General features: G+C 36.3%; 19 protein-coding genes and 3 pseudogenes. 20 read left to right on the top strand and 2 right to left on the bottom strand.

Annotated elements, in window-relative coordinates; translation table 11 throughout:
- Positions 1-4 precede the first annotated feature (4 nt).
- From G2999_RS12050 to G2999_RS06665, 13 genes and pseudogenes are all read left to right on the top strand, one after another.
- Entirely contained in the window at positions 5-1,330 is a 1,326-nt protein-coding gene (locus G2999_RS12050; protein WP_010179989.1) for a flippase, read from the top strand.
- Positions 1,327-2,244: a glycosyltransferase gene (locus tag G2999_RS12055; RefSeq protein ID WP_010179991.1), complete on the top strand. Its 918-nt coding sequence runs from the start codon at positions 1,327-1,329 to the stop codon at positions 2,242-2,244. The genes G2999_RS12050 and G2999_RS12055 overlap by 4 nt, the downstream gene beginning before the upstream one ends.
- Positions 2,241-3,479, top strand: a complete 1,239-nt coding sequence (locus G2999_RS06615; RefSeq protein ID WP_010179993.1) for a glycosyltransferase family 4 protein — start codon at positions 2,241-2,243, stop codon at positions 3,477-3,479. Before G2999_RS12055 ends, G2999_RS06615 begins: the two co-directional genes overlap by 4 nt.
- Positions 3,472-4,380, top strand: a complete 909-nt coding sequence (locus tag G2999_RS06620) for a glycosyltransferase family 2 protein (protein ID WP_010179995.1) — start codon at positions 3,472-3,474, stop codon at positions 4,378-4,380. The genes G2999_RS06615 and G2999_RS06620 overlap by 8 nt, the downstream gene beginning before the upstream one ends.
- A 1-nt stretch (position 4,381) precedes the next feature.
- Entirely contained in the window at positions 4,382-4,918 is a 537-nt protein-coding gene (locus tag G2999_RS06625; RefSeq protein ID WP_010179997.1) for an acyltransferase, read from the top strand.
- Between the two features lie 2 nt (positions 4,919-4,920).
- Positions 4,921-6,102, top strand: coding sequence for an O-antigen polymerase (locus G2999_RS06630; protein WP_010179998.1), 1,182 nt, complete (start codon positions 4,921-4,923; stop codon positions 6,100-6,102).
- Positions 6,080-7,165, top strand: coding sequence for a glycosyltransferase (locus G2999_RS06635; RefSeq protein ID WP_010179999.1), 1,086 nt, complete (start codon positions 6,080-6,082; stop codon positions 7,163-7,165). Before G2999_RS06630 ends, G2999_RS06635 begins: the two co-directional genes overlap by 23 nt.
- 76 nt (positions 7,166-7,241) lie before the next feature.
- A complete protein-coding gene (locus G2999_RS06640; RefSeq protein WP_010180000.1) occupies positions 7,242-7,985 on the top strand; it encodes a glycosyltransferase family 2 protein in 744 nt (247 codons plus the stop codon).
- Positions 7,982-8,887 (top strand): NAD-dependent epimerase/dehydratase family protein, encoded by a 906-nt coding sequence (locus G2999_RS06645; protein ID WP_010180001.1) that lies wholly within the window; start codon positions 7,982-7,984, stop codon positions 8,885-8,887. Before G2999_RS06640 ends, G2999_RS06645 begins: the two co-directional genes overlap by 4 nt.
- A gap of 11 nt (positions 8,888-8,898) precedes the next feature.
- The gene (locus G2999_RS06650; protein WP_029257429.1) at positions 8,899-9,453 is read left to right on the top strand and encodes a sugar transferase; all 555 of its coding nucleotides are present in this window, start codon (positions 8,899-8,901) and stop codon (positions 9,451-9,453) included.
- Between the two features lie 24 nt (positions 9,454-9,477).
- Entirely contained in the window at positions 9,478-10,647 is a 1,170-nt protein-coding gene (locus G2999_RS06655) for a nucleotide sugar dehydrogenase (RefSeq protein WP_010180003.1), read from the top strand.
- 86 nt (positions 10,648-10,733) lie between these two features.
- Positions 10,734-11,032: pseudogene (locus G2999_RS12060) on the top strand (sugar phosphate nucleotidyltransferase); the annotation flags it as partial.
- Between the two features lie 22 nt (positions 11,033-11,054).
- Positions 11,055-11,197, top strand: a pseudogene (locus G2999_RS06665) (GNAT family N-acetyltransferase); the annotation flags it as partial.
- Between the two features lie 397 nt (positions 11,198-11,594).
- Here G2999_RS06665 and G2999_RS06670 read toward each other — a convergent pair.
- Positions 11,595-12,458: a tyrosine-type recombinase/integrase gene (locus G2999_RS06670; RefSeq protein ID WP_010180006.1), complete on the bottom strand. Its 864-nt coding sequence runs from the start codon at positions 12,456-12,458 to the stop codon at positions 11,595-11,597.
- 58 nt (positions 12,459-12,516) lie between these two features.
- Between G2999_RS06670 and G2999_RS06675 the strand changes: the two genes are divergently transcribed.
- The 6 genes and pseudogenes from G2999_RS06675 to G2999_RS12065 form a co-directional block, all read left to right on the top strand.
- Positions 12,517-12,777 carry a helix-turn-helix domain-containing protein gene (locus tag G2999_RS06675; RefSeq protein ID WP_010180007.1) on the top strand — a complete coding sequence of 87 codons (261 nt, stop codon included), beginning with the start codon at positions 12,517-12,519 and terminating at the stop codon, positions 12,775-12,777.
- Positions 12,767-13,399, top strand: coding sequence for a hypothetical protein (locus tag G2999_RS06680; RefSeq protein WP_010180008.1), 633 nt, complete (start codon positions 12,767-12,769; stop codon positions 13,397-13,399). Before G2999_RS06675 ends, G2999_RS06680 begins: the two co-directional genes overlap by 11 nt.
- Positions 13,377-13,970 carry a hypothetical protein gene (locus tag G2999_RS06685; RefSeq protein ID WP_010180009.1) on the top strand — a complete coding sequence of 198 codons (594 nt, stop codon included), beginning with the start codon at positions 13,377-13,379 and terminating at the stop codon, positions 13,968-13,970. Before G2999_RS06680 ends, G2999_RS06685 begins: the two co-directional genes overlap by 23 nt.
- A 237-nt stretch (positions 13,971-14,207) precedes the next feature.
- A complete protein-coding gene (locus G2999_RS06690) occupies positions 14,208-16,190 on the top strand; it encodes a nucleoside-diphosphate sugar epimerase/dehydratase (protein ID WP_010180011.1) in 1,983 nt (660 codons plus the stop codon).
- A gap of 434 nt (positions 16,191-16,624) precedes the next feature.
- A protein-coding gene (locus G2999_RS06700; protein ID WP_076611658.1) for an IS3-like element ISApr1 family transposase occupies positions 16,625-17,790 on the top strand; the annotation gives its coding sequence in 2 pieces (ribosomal slippage) (positions 16,625-16,871 and positions 16,871-17,790; 1,167 coding nt in all).
- A gap of 31 nt (positions 17,791-17,821) precedes the next feature.
- Positions 17,822-18,994 (top strand): annotated as a pseudogene (locus G2999_RS12065) (UDP-N-acetylglucosamine 4,6-dehydratase family protein); the annotation flags it as partial.
- A 194-nt stretch (positions 18,995-19,188) separates the two neighbouring features.
- On the opposite strand, the gene G2999_RS06710 reads toward G2999_RS12065, so the two are convergent.
- Positions 19,189-20,007, bottom strand: a complete 819-nt coding sequence (locus tag G2999_RS06710) for an HAD-IIB family hydrolase (RefSeq protein ID WP_010180016.1) — start codon at positions 20,005-20,007, stop codon at positions 19,189-19,191.
- A gap of 161 nt (positions 20,008-20,168) precedes the next feature.
- Here G2999_RS06710 and G2999_RS06715 point away from each other — a divergent pair, with 161 nt between their 5' ends.
- A complete protein-coding gene (locus G2999_RS06715; protein ID WP_010180018.1) occupies positions 20,169-20,945 on the top strand; it encodes a peptidylprolyl isomerase in 777 nt (258 codons plus the stop codon).
- Positions 20,946-21,038: the final 93 nt, after the last annotated feature.

Consider the following 21,038-nt stretch of genomic DNA (forward strand, 5'->3'; position numbering starts at 1 on the left):
CCCGATGGAAATATTCAGAAACATCAAAAAGTATAAAAAAAATTATGGTGTTGTTAGGTACTTTAATAACACTTCGTGGCTTCTTGGTGAAAAATTATTAAGAATGTCACTCGGTCTCTTTGTTGGAATTTGGGTTGCAAGATACCTAGGCCCAGAGCAATTTGGTTTATTTAGTTATGCTCAAAGTTTTGTTGCGCTGTTTGCAACTTTTACGACTTTGGGGTTAGACGGTATAGTCATAAGGGAGTTGGTAAAAGGTAGCGGGGACAGGGATAAGCTTTTAGGTACAGCATTTGTTCTAAAGTTTTTTGGTGCTATTTTTGTGCTGTTTTTACTCGCGGTATCAATATTTTTTCAAGCAAGTGATTACAAAACAAATTTACTTATTTTTATTATTGCATCTTCAACGGTATTTCAAAGCTTTAATATCATAGACTTCTATTTCCAAAGTAAAGTATTAAGTAAATATGTGGTTTATATTAATATATTATCTCTTTTACTATCTTCATTAATAAAAGTAATTTTAATTTTAAACAAAGCCCCTTTAATAGCATTTGCTTTCGTTATTCTATTCGATAGTTTAGTTTTGGCAAGTGGTTTGATTTATTATTACGTTAAAAATAAATTATCTTTCTTAGATTGGACTTTTGATAAGGGTTTGGCTAAATCATTGTTGAATGATAGTTGGCCTCTAATTTTAAGTGGATTAGTTGTTTCAATGTATATGAAAATGGATCAAATAATGATTAATCATATGCTTGGCAGTGTTGAAGTTGGTAAATATGCAGCTGCAGTGAGATTAAGTGAAGCGTGGTATTTTATTCCAGTGGTTATCTCATCTTCGTTATTCCCAGCGATAATTAATGCAAAAAAGATATCTAAAGAACTATATTACTCACGTATACAAAAACTTTATGACTTAATGGCATGGATGGCAATCGCTATTGCAATACCAATGACTTTTTTAAGTGATTGGGTGATTGATTTATTGTATGGAAAAGAATTTGTTCAAGCAGGAAAAGTATTGATGATTCATATTTGGTCATCAGTTTTTGTCTTTTTAGGAGTAGCAAGTAGTAAGTGGTTTATTGTAGAAGGTCTACAAAAATACTCACTCTATAGGACACTTTTTGGTGCAATTTTAAATATATTATTAAATTTTGTATTAATCCCTATGTATGGAATATATGGCGCAGCAGTAGCGACGTTGTTATCTCAGATATTTGCTTGTTATTTATTTAACGTAGTTAATAGGAAGTCTAGAAGAACGTTCGTTTTACATACAAATGCTTTGCTTTTTCCTTTTAGAAAATTAGGTATTCAATTTTGAAAGATTTAGCTCCTATAGTACTATTTGTTTACAATAGACCCGAACATACATTAAAGACAATACAAGCTTTACAAAAAAATATTCTTGCATTAGAAAGCGAATTATTTATTTATGCAGATGAAGCGAAGGACTCCTCGAAAAGAGAATCAGTCGATGAAGTTAGAAAGTTGATATGCAACATAACTGGCTTTAAGAAGGTTAAAGTTGTAAAGCAAATTAGAAATGTTGGTTTGGCAAATTCAATTATCTCAGGGGTGTCTGAGATTGTCGGAATATATGGAAGAGTTATTGTCCTTGAGGATGATTTAGTTACCAGTCCTTACTTTTTAACATATATGAATTCAGCATTAGAATTTTATTCAGATAAAAAAGATGTTTGGCATATTAGTGGATGGAATTATCCAATAGAAGTTTCAGGTCTTCCTGATACGTTCTTATGGCGAACAATGAATTGCTGGGGCTGGTCGACTTGGAGTGACCGTTGGGAACACTTCGAGAAAAACACAGATAAGTTGATCGAATCTTTTTCAAATGATGAAATTATAGAGTTCAATTTAAATGGCTATGAGAATTTTTGGAGCCAAATTCTTGCAAATAAAGAAAATAAGATTAATACATGGGCAATTTATTGGTACGCGTGTATTTTCAAGAATAGGGGGTTATGTCTAAATCCAACTACTACGTATGTCAATAATATAGGCCTGGATGGTTCTGGGATACATTGTGGCGTTAGTGAATCATATACGAATAAACTTAACTCTAATTTAAATGTTAATTTTGAAAATAGTATGATTGAAAATGTTGTAGCACTTGAGAGAATAAAATCATTTTACAAGCTAACAAGAAAAACATATTTCAAAAGAGTTGTTAATAAAATTGCTAGAATTATAGTTAAAAGGAATGTCATTAAATGAGAGTTTTGATTGTTAATTCAACGGATATAAGTGGAGGTGCAGCTAGAGCCGCTTATCGACTACATCAATCTTTACTTATGAAAAATGTTGACAGTACCATGTTAGTTCAAAACAAAATGAGTGACGATTTTTCAGTAGTAGGACCAATCTCAAAATTTGACAGAGCATTTAATAAATTGAGACCAACTTTAGACTCATTACCTCTTAAGCGTTATAAAGATAAATCAGCAACCTTATTTAGCACTTCTTGGGTGTTCTCGGGGAATTTAGTTAATCAAATAAATAAATTAAACCCAGATATTGTTCATTTACATTGGATAAACTCAGGAATGCTTAGGCTTGAGGATTTATCTAAAATAAAATCAAAGATTGTATGGTCTTTACATGATATGTGGATGTTTACTGGTGGATGTCATTATGATGATGACTGTGGTTTATACAAAGACAATTGTGGTAATTGCCCTGTTTTGAATAGTAGATTCTCACATGATTTAAGTAGAGTTATTTTAAAAAGAAAAAGTCGCGCTTTTGCAAATGTTAGTAGTTTAACCGTTATTGGTGTAAGTAAATGGCTTCAGGGGTGTGCTGAACAAAGTCAGTTGTTAAAAAATAGAACTGTTTTAACTTTACCAAATCCAATAGATACAACACTATTTAGAGGACATGATAAGCTGTTATCAAGACGTTTATGGGGCCTGCCTTCTAACAAAAAACTGATTCTTTTTGGCGCTATAGGATCTACAAATGACCCTAGAAAAGGTTTTAGTGAGTTAATAGATACACTAAAAAATATTGATACAAGAAATGTTGCATTTGTTGTTTTCGGTGCAACCAGACCATTAAACCCACCTGTCTTTGATTGTGAAGTTATTTATGTGGGTAGTTTGCATGATGATGTAAGTCTTATATCACTTTATTGTAGTGTTGATGTTATGGTTGTTCCATCACGACAAGAGGCTTTTGGGCAGACTGCTAGCGAGTCAATGGCGTGTGGTACCCCTGTAGTTTCATTTCGCCATACAGGGCTCCTTGATATTGTTGACCATAAAGTTAATGGTTACCTTGCTGCACCTTCAGACACTGAAGATTTAGCTGCCGGTATTGAATGGGTACTTAATAACGAATCTTATAGTGAGCTTTGTATTGAAGCTAGAAAGAAAGTAGTGAGTAAATTTGATAGTAAAGTAGTTGCAGAGAAATATATTGAGGTCTATAGAGGTTTGTTAAATGAGTAACGTACTTTTTAGAAATTCGAAATACAGCACGACTAAATTGTTATCTACAAACATACCTATTATTGAAAAATCAAGTCATGATAAATATCAATCAATTAATTTCTTACCGGAAAATAAACAAAGATTAGCTGAAGGAGGGCTAAGATTATCTGGAAGCTTTAAGTCTTCAGTTGACGGTAAACCTTTAGTATCAATTGTAACAATAGTGTATAACGGGCAAGAACATATCGAGGAAACTATTCTTAGTGTGTTGAATCAAAATTACGATAACGTGGAGTATATAATTATTGATGGTGGCTCCGCTGATAATACTCTAAATATATTAAGGAAATATGATAATAGTATTGACTATTGGGTGAGTGAAGGTGACTCCGGGATAAGTGATGCTTTCAATAAAGGGATACGATGCTGTTCGGGTGAGATTATCGGCTTGATAAATGCTGACGATTATTATGAAGCTGATTCATTTAGTTCGATTGTTAGTAGTTATATTGAAAATGAGAAAACAGAAAATGTCTTTTTTGGTAATACTAATAAGATTACTGTAAATGGAAGAAAGGAAGTAAAAAACGATAATAATATTAGTTGGTGTATAAGCGTACCCTTTAGTCATTGTTCTTCTTTTGTTACAAAATCTTACTATAAAAAATACGGTTTGTTCGATACTAAATATCGTATCGGTATGGATGTAGAGCTGCTAATGAGAGGCTTGAAATCATCTAATTATATTAAGTTGGAAAAGTTTATAGCAACTCAGAGAGATGGTGGAGTTAGTGACCGAAACAGGTTAGAGGGATACAAAGAATATAGGGAAATAGCTATAAAACACTTTGGTGTGGTCTCAGGATATTTAGGTTACTTATTAAAGGTGTTAGTTTTTTATAAAAATAAGGTTTTTTAGAATGAATGAATTTCTAAAAGGATGTGTATTTTATTTCATTAATCACATACTTAATAAAATACCATCTAGACGTTTCCGTATGTTTTTTTATTCCGCTTTTTCTAGAGGTAAGATAAGTGAGCAGGCATCAATTGGGTTAGGTGTAAAAATATTAGATATAAGAAGAGTTAAGATAGGTGCTAATACTAATATCAATTTTGACTCGATACTTGACGGACGAGGAGGAGGGATTGAAATCGGTGTCAATGTTGATATTGCTCCTCAAGTAAATATATGGTCTCTTGAGCATGATCCTAACGATTCAAATCATGCAAGTCGTGCCGGTATAGTAACTGTAGGTGATAACTGTTGGATAGCAAATAGAGTAACCATTTTACCTAATACGTGTATATTAGAAAATAGTATTATTGCGGCGAATAGTATTGTTAAAGGGAGTTATAAAGAAAATAGTGTTTTGATGGGGGATAAGGCAAAAATTATTGGGATGCGAGCTACTAATATAAAAATTACATTGCCACCAGTCAGGATATTTAGGTAGATATGGAGGTACTTAAGCATACTACAAAAAATATTAGTAAGAAATTACCTCTTTCTCCATTCATCATACCATTTTTATTGTATGTTTTTTCCGTTATTTTTTTATACATATTACCGTTTTCTGCACTGATTAATATAAACATAGTAATGTTAAGTACAGTCGATTACTTTATGACTATGTTTGTTATTGTTATTTTTTTTATAGTTAATAAGAAAAAGATATTACAATTAGATGCTGTTTTTAGAACAAAATATCTTGATTTTGTTTGTAAGTTTTACTTTGTATTTGTCTTATTAGTCGTTTACCTAGTTTATGGGACATATAAAAATCTCAGTTTAGTAATATTGAATGGTTATAATAGAGAAGGGCTTTTAAATTCTGTTAGTGCTGGTTATTTAGATATGCTACTTCCTAATCTTTTTAATTGTCTATTTGTTGTTTCTGTTCTGTATAAGTACCCAATAAAAATTCGTCTAATATTTTTTTTAGGCGTTATTTCAATAATGTTATTTTATCTTTCCCGTTCCAATTTGATTTTTTTGATTTATTTTCCTTTAGTATTTTTGTTTATAATAAATCGTTGTTTTAATTATAAAATTGTATTAAAGTTTTTTCTTGTTGTTTTTCTTGTAGTTTTGATTGCATCTGGAATTACAGTCGTTCAAGGGCGTGGCGAAAATATACAGGAAGTGTTGTTCAAAATATTTGAAACTTTATTTCGATATAAAGCATATTCTTTTTATCTTGCTGAGTATGCTATAGAGATTTCACACGGGGTCGAAAAATCTTTATTTCCTTTCTTAGGCTGGTTTTCTGAGAAAATAGTATCTATGGGTTGGGCTGTAGATAACCCTATCGCTATTTATAATTCTGAATTTGTTTTTGAATTTAGGTTTTTAGGTAACGGATACCGAGCAAATGTTTTATATCCTTGGTGGTCCTGGTTTTATGGATATTATGGTATTTTAGGCCTCTTTCTTAAGTCTTTTTTTTCTTATTTTATTTTAGCTGTAACATTAAGGTTCAGGCTTTCATTAACTTTTATGTATTTGCTATACACTTTTTTATTTATTATTGTCGTGAAGCATCCCTTAATAAATGCTAGTGCTTTTTATAGTATTTTTGTTTTGCTAATTTTTGATTTGTTGATTAAGGTTAAATATGACAAAACAGCTAAAAGATAGGGTGGCAATTGTAGATCCATCTTCGTATTCGTTACCGTACGATTTTTTTTATATTAATGAGTTAAGGTATTCCGTTCACATAGATTTTTATTTTTCAAAATGCAATAGTAACTATGAGTATATAAATAGACTTAAAACTTTTAAAAATGTTACTCTTCACGAATATTTAATCTCTCCTAGTTCTACTAATAAAATTAATGGGTTGTACAATTATTTTTTGATGTTGAAGGATATTTTTTTAAAAAGAAATACTTACAAAAAGATACATTTTATTTGGAATGTATTTATATTTTTTGAATTAGTACTTTTTATAGTTGTTAGGGATAAGTTGATTTTCACTTTTCATAATGATGTTCCTCATGGTTATAGGTATAAAGTTTATTTTCCATATAAAGTAATAAAGATAATATCATCTAAGATACTGTTTGTTAGCAATTATACCAAGGCTAACTTTGTATTGAACTATGGCTCACACAAGGATGCGTCAGTGATTCAGCATGGTTTGCTGCCTATCGATTTATCATTAAGTGTTAATTCAAATGTTAGCAAGCCGTTTGAATATAAAATAATATTTTGGGGGCGCGTCGAGGAATATAAAGGTGTAGATACGTTTTTAACTCATATAAGAGAACAACCTGTAGAAATATATGGGAAATGGTCTTCTAAATTAGATTCATTGAAAGCTAAGTTAAGCTTGCTTGATAATATTTATATTAATGATAGTTATTTAACTCATAGTGAATTATTAGATTTACTCTCGCGTGAATGTGTTTTTATTTTACCCTACAAGGATGCTACTCAATCTGGTATTCTGTATACTCTTTTGACATATGGTAAAGTTTTTATATCAAGCAATGTTGGTGAAAATAAAGATTTCTTATTGAAGCATGGTTTGGGTAAACTTATCTTTGATAGAAGTGATGAGCAATCTATAATTGATGCTATTAATTATGCTACAAAGGAATATGAGATTATCAAGTTGAAATTTAAAGATATTCGAGGAGAGTATCAATGGAGTGAAACAATGGACATACATAAAGTTTCTAATTTGTATGATTTGTAATTTCATCGAATAATTATTTTATTCTTCTCTATTTTTTTATCAATTTTTATTTATTTTAACTATAACTGAGAAGTATATGGAAATAAAAGTATCTATTGTAACTGCAACTTACAATTCTATTAAATATATTGGAGAGACTTATGCTTCAATTTTAAATCAAAGTTATTCGAATTGGGAGTGGTTAGTCACAGATGATTGCTCTTTAGATGGAACATATGAATGGCTTTTAGAAAAATCTAAAGAAGATAGTAGAATAGTTATTTTTAGAAATAAAGAAAACCTTGGAGCAGGAGCTTCTCGAAATGTTTCCATAGGTAATTCGACTGGAAGATATATTGCTTTTCTAGACTCTGATGATCTATGGCTTCCTTCAAAGCTAGAAAAGCAAATTAAATTTATGCTGAATAATAATATAGATTTTTGTTTTACTTATTATCAGAAATTTTCAGGTGAATTAGATGGTGCAGAAGTATATAGCCCGTTAAAAGTAAGTTATGATGAGTTATTAAAAAGGAATAGTATAGGTTGCTTAACGGTTGTTTATGATACAAATGAAATTGGTAAAGTATATATGCCAACTATAAGAAAAAGGCAGGATTTTGCTTTATGGCTTAAGATATTAAAAAAAGTAGATTTTGCAGTTTGTATTCCTGAGGTACTTGCTAAATACAGAGTTGACTCTGGAATGACGCAAAATAAATTTAAGCTATTAAGTTATCAATGGAGTTTGTACCGTGATGTGCTAAAACTACCGAAATTAAAGAGTATTAGCCTCCTTATACATCATATTTCTCAAGGTTATATTAAATATATTAAATGAATATTCTTCTAACTGGTGCTTCAGGTTTTATTGGTCAGAGTCTATCTAGTTTTTCTTTTAGAAATGTAGTTAGAAATAATCATGAAGCTAATGGTAAGTCTCATTTTTTTATCGATGATTTAAACTCGAAAACTAATTGGGATGGTGCTTTTGAGTCAATTGATGTAGTCGTGCATCTGGCTGGTTTAGCGCATAAGTTAAAAGTTGATAATAATGATTTTCATGAATGTAACTACTTAGCGACTTTACATTTAGCTAAACTAGCCGCTATTTCCGGAGTTAAAAGGTTTGTTTTTATTAGTACAATTGGTGTGAATGGTTCATACAGCAATGCTAAAGAGCCTTTTTCGCCTAAGTCAATCCCCAAACCTTTTAATTATTTTTCACAATCAAAATATAATGCTGAGATAGGATTAAGAGCAATTTCTAAAAAGACAGGAATGGAGTTAGTTATTATTAGACCGCCTCTCGTTTATGGTCCAAATGCCCCTGGAAATTTTGGTTCATTAGTAAGACTTATACAAAAAACACCAGTTTTGCCTTTTGGGTCTATTAACAACAGTCGTGATTTTATTTCTGTGCAAAATTTAGCTGATTTAATACTGGTCTGCTCTTCTCATCCAGCTGCAGCAGGTCATACATTCTTACCTTCAGATTCTCAACGTGTATCGATTAAAGATTTTACTAATGCAATATCAAAAGGGATCGGAACTAATTTAATCCAATTACCAGTACCGCTATTTTTAATGCTATTTGCAGGTAAACTGTTTGGAAAAACAAAGATGATAGAACAACTGTTTGGAAATCTCGAAGTTAATTCGTCGAATCTATTTGAAATTCTAGATTGGACTCCTCCATATTCAATGGAAGAGTCTATGTCTTTTCTAAAGCAAAAAAAATGAGTGTTCTTAATATGACTAGATTTATCGATTTTGTTGCTGCCTTCCTAGGTTTATTGCTTCTTTGGCCTATTTTGCTTTTTTTCATTATTATTGGTTTATTCGATACTGGTTCCCCAATTTTTATCCAAACTCGAGTTGGGAAAAATAAAAAAGCATTTAGACTGATCAAATTTCGTACAATGTCTGTTGAAACAAAGTCAGTTGCAAGCCATTTAGCCAATAATGCGTCAATTACAAAGTTAGGAAACTTTCTACGCAAAACAAAGATTGATGAGCTACCGCAGTTGATTAACGTTGTTAAAGGTGAAATGAGTCTGGTTGGTCCACGTCCAAATTTATTTAACCAAGAAGAGTTAATTAAAGAGCGCGATGCTTTAGGCGTTTATGGTGTTTTGCCGGGTGTTACTGGGTTAGCTCAAGTTCAAAACATTGATATGTCAACGCCTTCATTGCTAGCCAAAACGGACAAGCAGATGATTGATAGCTTAACTGTGAAACAGTATTTTAAGTATATCATGATGACCGTCACTGGTAGCGGTTCTGGTGACGCAGTTAAACCTAAATAATATATAGTTGGAAGATAGATACTAATGAAAATTGCAGTTGCTGGTACAGGTTACGTAGGTTTATCGAATTCAATGCTTCTGGCTCAAAACCATGAAGTAGTAGCAGTTGATATTATTGCTGAAAAAGTTGATATGCTTAATATGAAAATCTCCCCAATAGTTGATGCTGAAATCGAAAGATTTTTGACTAGTAAGGTTCTAAATTTTAAGGCAACTCTTGATAGGCAGTTAGCTTACGAAGACGCTGAATATGTCATCATCTCAACTCCTACCGATTATGATGTTGAGACAAATTATTTTAATACATCATCTGTAGAAGTTGTGATCAAAGATGTAATGGCAATAAACCCTTCAGCAGTGATGGTAATCAAATCTACAGTGCCAGTTGGTTTTACTAAAAGTGTAAGAGAGAAGTACTCAACTTCAAATATTATATTTTCGCCTGAATTCTTACGTGAAGGTACAGCACTTCATGACAATTTAAATCCTTCAAGAATCATTGTTGGTGAAAGAAGTGCGCGTGCAGAAAAATTTGCTCAGTTATTAGTTCAAGGTGCTGAAAAAGAAAATATTGATGTATTGTTTACTGACAGCACAGAAGCTGAAGCTATAAAGCTGTTTTCTAATACTTATCTAGCTATGCGAGTTGCTTATTTTAATGAACTTGATTCCTACGCAGAGTCGCACGGCTTGAATTGTGGCCAAATTATCGCAGGGGTTGGATTAGACCCACGTATTGGTAGCCATTACAATAATCCATCATTTGGTTATGGCGGGTATTGTTTACCAAAAGATACTAAACAGCTTCGTGCTAATTATGCTGATGTCCCCAACTCTTTGATAAGTGCTATCGTTGATGCAAATACAACCCGTAAAGATTTTGTTGCTGACTCAATTATTTCAAAGAGTCCGAAAGTTGTTGGTATATATCGTTTGATTATGAAAAGTGGATCAGACAACTTTAGGGCGTCATCAATACAAGGGATCATGAAACGTATTAAGGCCAAAGGTATTGAGGTAATCGTTTATGAACCAGTTTTAGAGGAAACTGAATTTTTTCATTCTCATGTAGAAAAAGATTTGTCCACCTTTAAGTCGAAAGCTGATGTTATTGTTTCAAACCGTATGGCTGAAGAATTACTTGATGTTGAAGATAAAGTGTATACCAGAGATATTTTCGGTAATGATATGTAATCCATAGGCAAAATACAAAGTAATTATTGTTTTAAAAGCCTAGCCTTTTTTGGGCTAATTTTTTTAAGTATAGTTTACGGATTGTTATGAAAGTTGTCATTCCGGTTGCTGGCTTGGGAACTCGCATATTACCCGCAACAAAAGCTATTTTTAAAGAGATGTTACCGTTAGTCGATAAGCCTCTGATTCGATATATTGTTGATGATTGTGTGAAAGCCGGTGCCAAAGAGATTGTTTTAGTCACTAATGCTAGAAAAATGCAATTCAAAATCACTTTGACAGGTCTTATGAGCTCGAGTCGACGTTAGATAAGAGGGTAAAGCGTCAGTTGTTGGATGAAGTTAAAGCTATCTGTCCGAAAGACGTGACGATTATGCATGTTAGATAAAGGGAAGCTAAAGTCTATGGCGAGTGACAGTGTCGCTTTTCTGTTGTTATCGTTGACATCAAAGATGGGGCAAAATTCTTTTATGAACGCTATGGGTTTCAAGCGTTTCAATATTCAGAGAAAAAACTCTTTATCACCATTGATGATGACAGAGCAAGTTAAAGCGAAATAACAGCCAGCCTTTAGCTAACGAAGTTCACAGTTTGTTATGACATTTTGTCTTGATTTGATTAATCTATTACACCTGTTAGGGAAGCTCCAACATAGACACGACGGGTCAGTTGCGGGTCAAATCCTATATATGAGAGTAAACCATCGCTATCCTTCTCATTTTGCATGTGCCGGTCATGAGTTTTATCGCTTTTTATCTCAGTTCACACTGTCTCAACGGCACTTAAATTGACATTTTTCAGTCTCCTGCGGGCTGGGCGCAGAAAGTCCTTAAATTTAAAGGGATATACCGGCATTTGTTGTGTGCGGTTGAATAGCGCTAACTTTGAGCTTATTTAGTTTAATTATAAATTTTAGAATATTGTTATATTTCCACTATCTTTATTTATTACTCCATCATATCCCAAGATTGTAAATAGCGAATCACTGAAGATTCGCTATGCCATCCTCCTCGTAACATGATCTTTTCTATTGGTGTGCCTTGCATCAATAAATCTAATGCTCCTCCCACCCGAAATGAATGCCCTGACAGTTTCACTTCAGTATGAATGTCACTCTTAGCTTGTATCTCTTGTAATATTCTATTCACGCTCGATGGGGCTAGTGATTCAGTAATAAATTTATTTCTGATTATTCCCCTTAATATCAATCCATTGCCTACCTTTGCTTGCCACTGTTTTAACATCTCATATAACTCACTCGTAATGGGCAGTGTTTTTCCTCGCCCCATTTGGTCCGTTTTACTAAAGCGTAATTGAATACCGTATCGCTGTCCTGGTAATACCTTGATATCCTCAAACCTGAATTGACATAGTTCAGAGCGTCGACGCATGGTTTGATGACCTAGCAATAATAAAATATGGTTACGATCACGTTTTAAGCCCATTCCACAGAAGCCCCATAATTTATCAATCAAATCTTTTGTTAACGGCTCGGCTTGTGTTTGGGCTGAACCCTTCTGACGTCTTATTTTCTTCATCAATAAATAAATATCCGTATCCTTGGTCGTATCTTTGAGTCCTAAAAATTTGAAAATAGAAGATAAACATGCGATGCGTCGATTAATTGTCGCGGTACAGCACGTATGCGCTAAATTCTCGATATATGCATACATTTGTTGGGGCTTTTCATTTAATGGCTCAACACCCTCTCTTAGGCACCATTTGGCATAATCGTTATAGTCACTTCGATAAGCACGAATGGTATTTTTTGCCATGGCACCATTTAGTTTTGTGAAAAGCTCTTCAATCATGTATAAATACTCATATAAAAACCTTTAATATGGAATATTTTATTCCATTAGTGGAATTATGTCAATCAGTGTTGAGCAAATTAAAGCAGCTAGAGCTATTTTGGGTATAAGTGCAGCTGAATTATCAAAAATAAGCAGTGTCGGTGGCACTACTATTAGAAGGTATGAAATGGGGCAAGGAATACCTAATGCTAATCTTCAAAATATAATTAAGATAAAAAACGCCTTAGAATCCCAAGGCATCCAATTCATCGGCGACCCCCTTAAAAACCCCGGTGTGATATTACACCTTGATAAGCAGTCTTCTCATGACGAATAACAAAAAGCTTCAAAAGCTCACCACCTTAAGAACGGTGAAGTTACAACCGCAGCATCAAGCACAGTTTGATATTGTGTTTGAATCATTACTCAATGAAATGGATACCCCGTCTGCATTGTCTGTTGTGCTCATAGAGCAAATAGCGGAGTGTTTGTTTTGGATAAAACAACATAACAATGATAAAGAAGAAATCATTTGTTATGCTATGGGTGAAGAGTTAGTGAAGACCCTCCATTTTCTCGATAAAGATTATGTTGAAGCCACCACCCATACGATAAAGCAAATTCTGCAAGGTCATGATGTCAAGGACAATGAGCCTGAACGGTATGCACGATTTGAAGAAATAATGGATAAACGCGGTATGACGTTGAGTACGTTGCGGGCTAAAGCAATGTTAGCGCGCATGGATAAGATTGATGATTTGGATACCATTATTACACGCCATATCCAAAACTTACGACACCTACAAAAAGGCTTAGATGCGGTTGATATTAAAAAACGCATGCTCAAACGCCTAGACTTAGAAATACAGCAGCTGACAGACGAAGTAAGACAACAACGAGAGCACTCACTTGAACACAGTTCGAAGAATAAAGCCGATGCTATCGACCATCAGTCCTGAAAAGTTATTAGCCAATCGTAATAACGCCAAATTATCTACCGGCCCTAAATCCAAAAAGGGCAAACAAACGGTCGCAAAAAATGCTACTTCTCACGGGTTAAATCAGGCGACGTGTTATGCTGATGAGCCGCTTTACTATCCGCTGTTAACATTGATACACCAAGATGGGTTTAGCGAAGATGACAGTGAGGCCATAGCTCAGGCGTTGACTGAATATCGCAAAGTGATGGATGCGTATTATGAGACCTATATGGCTATCCCGCCTGTGGACAGTAGTTATTCTTTTAACCCGTTGATTATTGCTGAAGCAATATACGGTATGGCTGAGGGGGCACGAGATTCGGTGACATCGTTAGAAATTAAACAAGTCATTAGTCTCATCAATAATTCACGTAAGCAAGCGCAAAAACAAGGCTTAATGCCGATGCGAGTTGCCACTGATATGAGGCGGTTTATGCGCTATCAGCAAAAAGCTGCAGCGTCTGTTTCCAAAGCGATTTGTCATAGTGACGATATCAACCCTACTGGTTTAAGCTCCTCTATCCCCACTCCTAAAAAAATAAATAAATAACAAACAGATAAATAACAAAAACGCCAATGCATCGTAAGGACTGGGTAAAGCCTGTGTAAATCTTGTGTAAGTTGGCTGAATTGATGTGCGAAAAACAATGAAAATTACCATATTCTGTGTAAGTGCACTATAATATGGTCACGTTTTACAGGCACTAAGAATTTTTCTTAGAGAAATCATAGACTTTTGTGTTGTATACTGCGCTCATAAACTGGAAAGGAAGATTGAAGGAAGGTTATGATTAAGCAAATTTTAAATTCCCCTCGTCCCATTAAACGCATCATTTCAGTATTCCTCGATGCGGTATTTGTCTTATTGGCTTTCTGGGGAGCATTGCTGCTTCGCCTGGAAAACACATCCATATTCTTGATGACTGATTACTGGCAAGTCGCCTTGGTCATGATCCCTGTATCAGTCGCTATATTTATGAACTTTGGCTTATACCGAGCGATCCTTCGTTACTTATCCGCCAAAGCCATCTGGTCAATTGTCACCGCACTATCTGCTTCAACAGCCTGCTTAATGATCAGTGACTTCTTTTTTTCAGCGAGCATACCCAAATCTGTCCCTGTTATTTATTTTGCGCTAGCACTGATGCTTATCGGTGGCTCGCGTCTGCTTTTACGCGCTATTTATAGCAGCCTAATAGGCGAGGTAAAACAGTCTGTTATCATTTATGGTGCTGGCAGTGCAGGGCGACAATTGGCAATTGGTTTAACCAGCGGTGCTGATTATAAACCAGTAGCGTTTATTGATGATGATACTGCAAAACAAGAGAGCATTATCCAAGGGATCCAAGTTATTGGCATGGACCAATTACATAAAGTGCTTAAAAAAGAACATGTACGTAAAATATTATTGGCCTTGCCAAGTGTCACACGCGCCGAGCGAAAAGTGATATTAAGTCAGTTAGAGCGCTTTGGTGTTCAGGTGCAAACTATTCCTGGTATTAAGGATGTGATTGAGGGCAGGGCATCGTCAGATGAGATTAGAGATGTCGAGATTGAGGATTTACTGGGTCGTGATCCGATTTCACCGCGCAGTGAACTCATGCAAGCTAATATCTATCACAAGGTGGTGATGGTCACCGGTGCGGGCGGCTCTATTGGCTCAGAGCTGTGTCGGCAAATTATTCAGTTACACCCCACCACATTAGTATTATTTGAGCTATCCGAGTATGGTTTATACGCCATAGATAGAGAGCTTCAGGAGCTTGCAGATAGTCTACAGGTCAATGTTGAAATTGTGCCGCTGATTGGCTCGGTACAGCGCGTTAATCGCCTTGAAAATGTCATGAAGGCGTTTAATGTCGATACGGTCTATCACGCTGCAGCCTATAAGCATGTGCCGTTAGTGGAAAATAATACGGTCGAAGGGGTACGTAATAACATCTTTGGTACGATGTATTGCGCCCAAGCGGCGATTGCTGCCAACGTGGAGACCTTTGTATTGGTCTCTACTGATAAAGCGGTTCGACCGACCAATATTATGGGCGCGACCAAGCGTATGGCAGAGCTTGTGTTACAAGCGCTTTCTAAAGAGCAGTCAAGTACGCGTTTTTGTATGGTGCGCTTTGGTAATGTACTGGGCTCATCAGGCTCGGTAGTGCCCTTGTTCAGAAAACAAATTCAAGACGGTGGGCCAATCACCCTGACTCACAATGATATTACCCGCTACTTTATGACCATTCCTGAAGCGGCGCAGCTGGTGTTACAAGCAGGTGCCATGGGCAAGGGCGGTGATGTCTTTGTACTGGATATGGGCGAGCCGGTCAAAATTTATGATTTGGCGGCAAAACTCATTCGACTATCGGGGCTAGAGCTCAAAGATAAGCACAATCCGCATGGGGATATCGCCATTACCACAACCGGTCTGCGTCCTGGTGAAAAGTTATATGAAGAGTTACTCATTGGCGATAATGTCGATGAGACCTCACACCCACGTATCATGACGGCCCAAGAGTTGATGCTTTCCTGGGATGAGCTAAATACCATCATCAAACAACTTGACCGAGCTTGTCATGAGTTTGACCATCAAGCTATTCGCGATTTACTCATTGACGCGCCTACGGCCTATAAACCAAACGATCCTATTGTGGATAGGTTATATATGGCAAAACAAGATACCCCAGCACTGGATTATCAAGACACTGCCAAAAACAAGGCGAAAATCGTGCAATTGGATGTGTTGAAAACGGGCAGTACATCAGATAAATCTTAAAAAGTGACAAAACAAAGCCAAATGATTTAATAGGCGATAAGTGCCCCTATCACTCGTCAAAAAATAGAATTATTGGGTGACGAGCCGGATTGATGTATGAAACAACAGTTATAAGATAACTCAGTGTAATAAGATGTAATGATTGATGCATCAGTCTCCTAAAAAGTTAACCGCTATTTCCAAGTTAATCACATTCATCAATATGATGTATCTAAGAATCTTTCTTAGATACAGAATACATTTTATCATTTATCATTAAAAAACGTTGATACAGGTTAAATGTAATTATTTAGTGAACCCTCATAATGTGCTATAGTTTAGGTGATTAAATGGAATTGAATAATATGTTGAATATTTTATTTGAAGCTAATTGAGGTGGTAGATTTGATTCGGACACTCTAGATAAGAGATAATTCTCAAAACTGGAGTGCATTATGAATGCTAGAAAAAAATATTCAAAAGAATTTAAGTTAGACGCTATCAGCCTAGTGGTTGATCAGAAGTTCAGTCGAGCTGAAGCGGCAAGAAGCTTGGAGATTAATCCAAATCTGATTACCCGTTGGATGAAAGAACACGAACAAGATAATGATGGTCAGGCGTTTCGTGGTAATGGCAAGCTGACGCCAGAGCAAGAAGAAATTAGGCAACTGAGAGCAAAGGTTCGCCAGCTTGAAATGGACAAAAACATTTTAAAGGAAGCAACGGTCTTTTTTGCCAAAGAAATGAAGTAAAGTACCGCTTCATTGCCCAAAATAAGAAGACCTATCCCGTTGACAGAATGTGTCAATTGTTAGGGGTGAAGCGCAGCGGCTTTTACCGTTGGGCGAAGATAGAACAAGAAATAGACCCTACTCATGCTGATATGATCGAGTGGGTGAAAAAGATAGCTGTCGCTAGTGATAACACGTATGGCAGCCGCAGAATGAAGCATGCCCTGAATTGTTTAGGCTATCCAGTGAGTCGCCAAAAGGCGAAGAAGCTAATGCTTGAAGCCAAGGTGTGGGTTCGTTATCGCAAGAAATATAAGGTGACAACAGACAGTAACCATAACAAGCCGTTGTTTGATAATGTGCTCAATCGTGAGTTTACTGTGGATGCGCCTAACAAAGCGTATGTTTCTGATATTACTTACATATGGACGCGAGAAGGTTGGTTGTACTTAGCCATCGTGATTGATTTGTACTCGCGTAAAATCGTTGGTTGGAGCATGAGCTCAAGGATGAAAGCAAAGCTGGTAATTGACGCGCTGAGAATGGCAATATGGCAGCGAAAACCAGAGAAAGGATTAATTGTGCATACCGACCGTGGCTCGCAATATGCCAGTCACGAGTATCGTAAATTACTTAACGCTCATGGCCTAGTTGGCAGCATGAGCAGAAAAGGCGATTGTTGGGATAATGCCGTTGCTGAAAGTTTCTTCGGCAGCTTGAAAAACGAACGGGTTCATTGGCGAAACTACCAAACTCGATACGAAGCACAACAGGATATCTTGAATTACATCACGATGTTCTATAACAGCTATAGACTGCATTCATATCTGGGGTATCAAAGCCCAAATCAGTATGAGCAGGAAATGGTAAAACTACAAAAAGTTGCTTAACTGGGTTGTCCGAAATATGTTGACCACGTCAGATCTACTCGGTCGAGATCCTGTTCCACCCGAAGCTGAACTTATGTCCGCAAATATTTTCGGTCAAGTGGTAATGGTAACCGGTGCAGGTGGCTCAATTGGTTCAGAATTATGCCGTCAAATTATTAAACAGCGCCCTAAGAAGTTGGTGCTATATGAACTATCTGAATTTGCACTTTATTCTATCCATCAAGGCTTAGAAAGAATCAATAGTGATCGACAACTTGATGTTGAAATTTGCCCTTTAATCGGGTCAGTACAACGCATAAATCGCTTAGAAAATGTAATGGAAGCGTTTAATGTTGAAACAGTTTATCACGCTGCAGCATATAAACATGTTCCGTTAGTCGAGAATAATATTGTTGAAGGTGTGCGCAATAATATCTTTGGGACAATGTATGCAGCACGCGCAGCTGTAAAAGCTGGTGTCCCTAATTTTGTTTTAGTGTCTACCGATAAAGCGGTGCGTCCCACCAATATCATGGGGGCAACTAAACGCATGGCTGAGCTTGTATTACAAGCATTATCAAAAAATCAAGATACAACACGTTTTACGATGGTGCGTTTTGGTAATGTACTCGGCTCTTCTGGCTCAGTGGTGCCATTATTTAGGCGCCAAATTAAAGAAGGTGGTCCAGTTACACTTACCCACGAAGATATTACACGTTACTTTATGACAATTCCTGAGGCGGCTCAGTTAGTGATCCAAGCGGGTGCGATGGGTAAGGGCGGTGATGTATTTGTATTAGACATGGGTGAGCCGGTAAAGATCCGTGATTTAGCAGTGAAAATTATCCGTTTATCCGGTTTAGAAGTGAAAGATATATATAACCCTCATGGTGATATTGAAATCAAATGTACAGGACTTCGCCCTGGTGAAAAACTCTATGAAGAGTTATTGATTGGTGATGATGTTCAAAAAACCAATCACGCACGGATTATGACCGCTCAAGAGATCATGTTACCGTGGACAAAGCTTAACGATATCATCGAACAACTTGATTCAGCCTGTCATAATTTTGAGCACGCGAAAATAAGAGAAATACTACAATCTGCACCAACGGGTTATCATCCTAATGATCCTATAGCTGATTTGGTCTACGACGCGTTCCAAAATAGAAAGCATAGCCCTGATATTCAAGATTCTGATAAAGTCGTCAACTTTAAAAAGTAATTGTTTTACGGTGTTAAGAAAGCCATCTTAGAGAAATCTTGGGTGGTTTTTTATTGATAACATATTGACACACCAACTTATCTGCCAGCCAATCAACTTCATACCATAACCAGATTCCATCAGATACATCACCCATGGGCCTTTAAGATCTACTAATGTTATTGAATACCACGAAGTAGTAGATATTAATTACTTTATAAATCAAAGCGCTCAATTAAAAATTTAGCCACCCCATCATCATCATGATGCCCAATCACCGAAGTGGCTTTATCTTTGATAAAATCCTTGGCATTATCGGGTGCATAGCACTCATCTGCTATTTCAAACATACTGATATCGTTATCACTATCACCAAAACAAATCACATTACTCGCGCCTAATTCATCACGTAAATTCTGTACTGCGCTGCCTTTGTTAGCCAAACAATGATGCACATCCATCCAGCTATAATCTTTGCCTTCATGAGCGGGGCCTGAATAAGCAATTAGATGCGGGTGGTGATTAAGCTGCGTCCACATGGCCTTAATATGGCTGTTTTCACCAATCATACTGATGTTAGTGACCGGTATATCATGCGTTAATGCGTCTAATGGCATTAATGTCGCTTTTGAGCGTGCAAAATGCTCATTAATCAGTTTGGTTTCTACATCATGCTGTGGTGTGCTGTGGTAAATCACATGCTGATGAGCGTCTACGGTATTCACAAATGGCGTAATACCGTGTTCAACAGCCATGGCGAGTATCACATTAATTTCGGTTTCGGTGAGTAAATTCTCAAATGCGACATGTTGCTGCTGAGGATCCCAACGGGTCACCCCGTTATTATAAATATGTGGCAGGGATAAAAATTGGCCGGCTAGAATAGGACGAGCAGAGACCATGGTTCTGCCTGTGGCGACAGTGTAAGCGATCCCCTTAGCGTCCATGCGGCTTAACGTATCTAGGGTAAATGGTGAAAGGGAAGAAGCGCCATTTAATAGGGTGCCATCGAGATCAAAAAATACTAAATCCATAATTGTGCTTTTATTGGTGAGCTGAATAATTAACTATACGGTGAAAAGACGGATTAGGCTTTAATTAAACCGCATTCGTGTTGTTAGCACCGTAATAGTGTTCGTTTACATTATGTTAGATGATATACTTTTGTCATTACAATTCTATGAAAAGGCAATTTATGTCATTTAAGTTATTATTTATCATCAGCTTGTTGGTGTCAGGTTATGTGCAGGCGACTGTAGTGGAAGTGCGCACCTCGTTAGGCAATATCCAAATTAATTTATTTGATGAAGCGACACCACAAAATGTGGATAATTTCTTAGGCTATGTCAATGCCGGTGCTTATCAAAATAACGTGGTACACCGCAGTGTTCCGGGTTTTATTATCCAAATGGGGGGCTTTGAATATGCCAATAGTTTCCCACCTGAAGCTATTTCAACGGGCGCGGGTGTCACCAATGAACCTGAATTATCTAATCTGCGCGGCACGGTGGCGATGGCCAAATTATCAGGCGATCCAGACAGTGCCACTTCTCAGTTTTTTATTAATTTAAGTAATAATGCCAGTAATTTAGATGTGCAAAACTCGGGTTTTACTGTGATTGGGCAAGTGATTGGGAATGGGATGGAGGTTGCTGATGCGCTCGCTGCACTACCACGCTTTAATTATGGTGGTGCCTTTACTGATTTACCGTTGCGCGATTTTTCTGTAACAGATGCCAACAATGGGGTCGAACCGAATGATGACAATTTAGTCGTGATCAGTGATGTCGTGGTGATTGATGCAGCAACAGTGACTAACCCAGATATTGTGCCTGTTCCGAATACGTTATTATCTTCTCCAACACCCTCTACCTCAGGCTCAGCGGGCGGCTCGAGTGGCGGGTCACTGTCGCTTTGGTGGTTGGTATTAATTGGTTTAATCAGTGGACGTCAGATACGTGCACGACGTTAAGATTGGCTGTGCGTGAGCTAGACTGGCTTTATAATATGTTCAACATTTTTTACTTTGTCTCTAAGCCTTTTTCTTCGATATTGTAACAGTACT

Source organism: Glaciecola sp. HTCC2999 (assembly GCF_000155775.1).
In the GTDB taxonomy this organism is placed as follows: domain Bacteria; phylum Pseudomonadota; class Gammaproteobacteria; order Enterobacterales; family Alteromonadaceae; genus Opacimonas.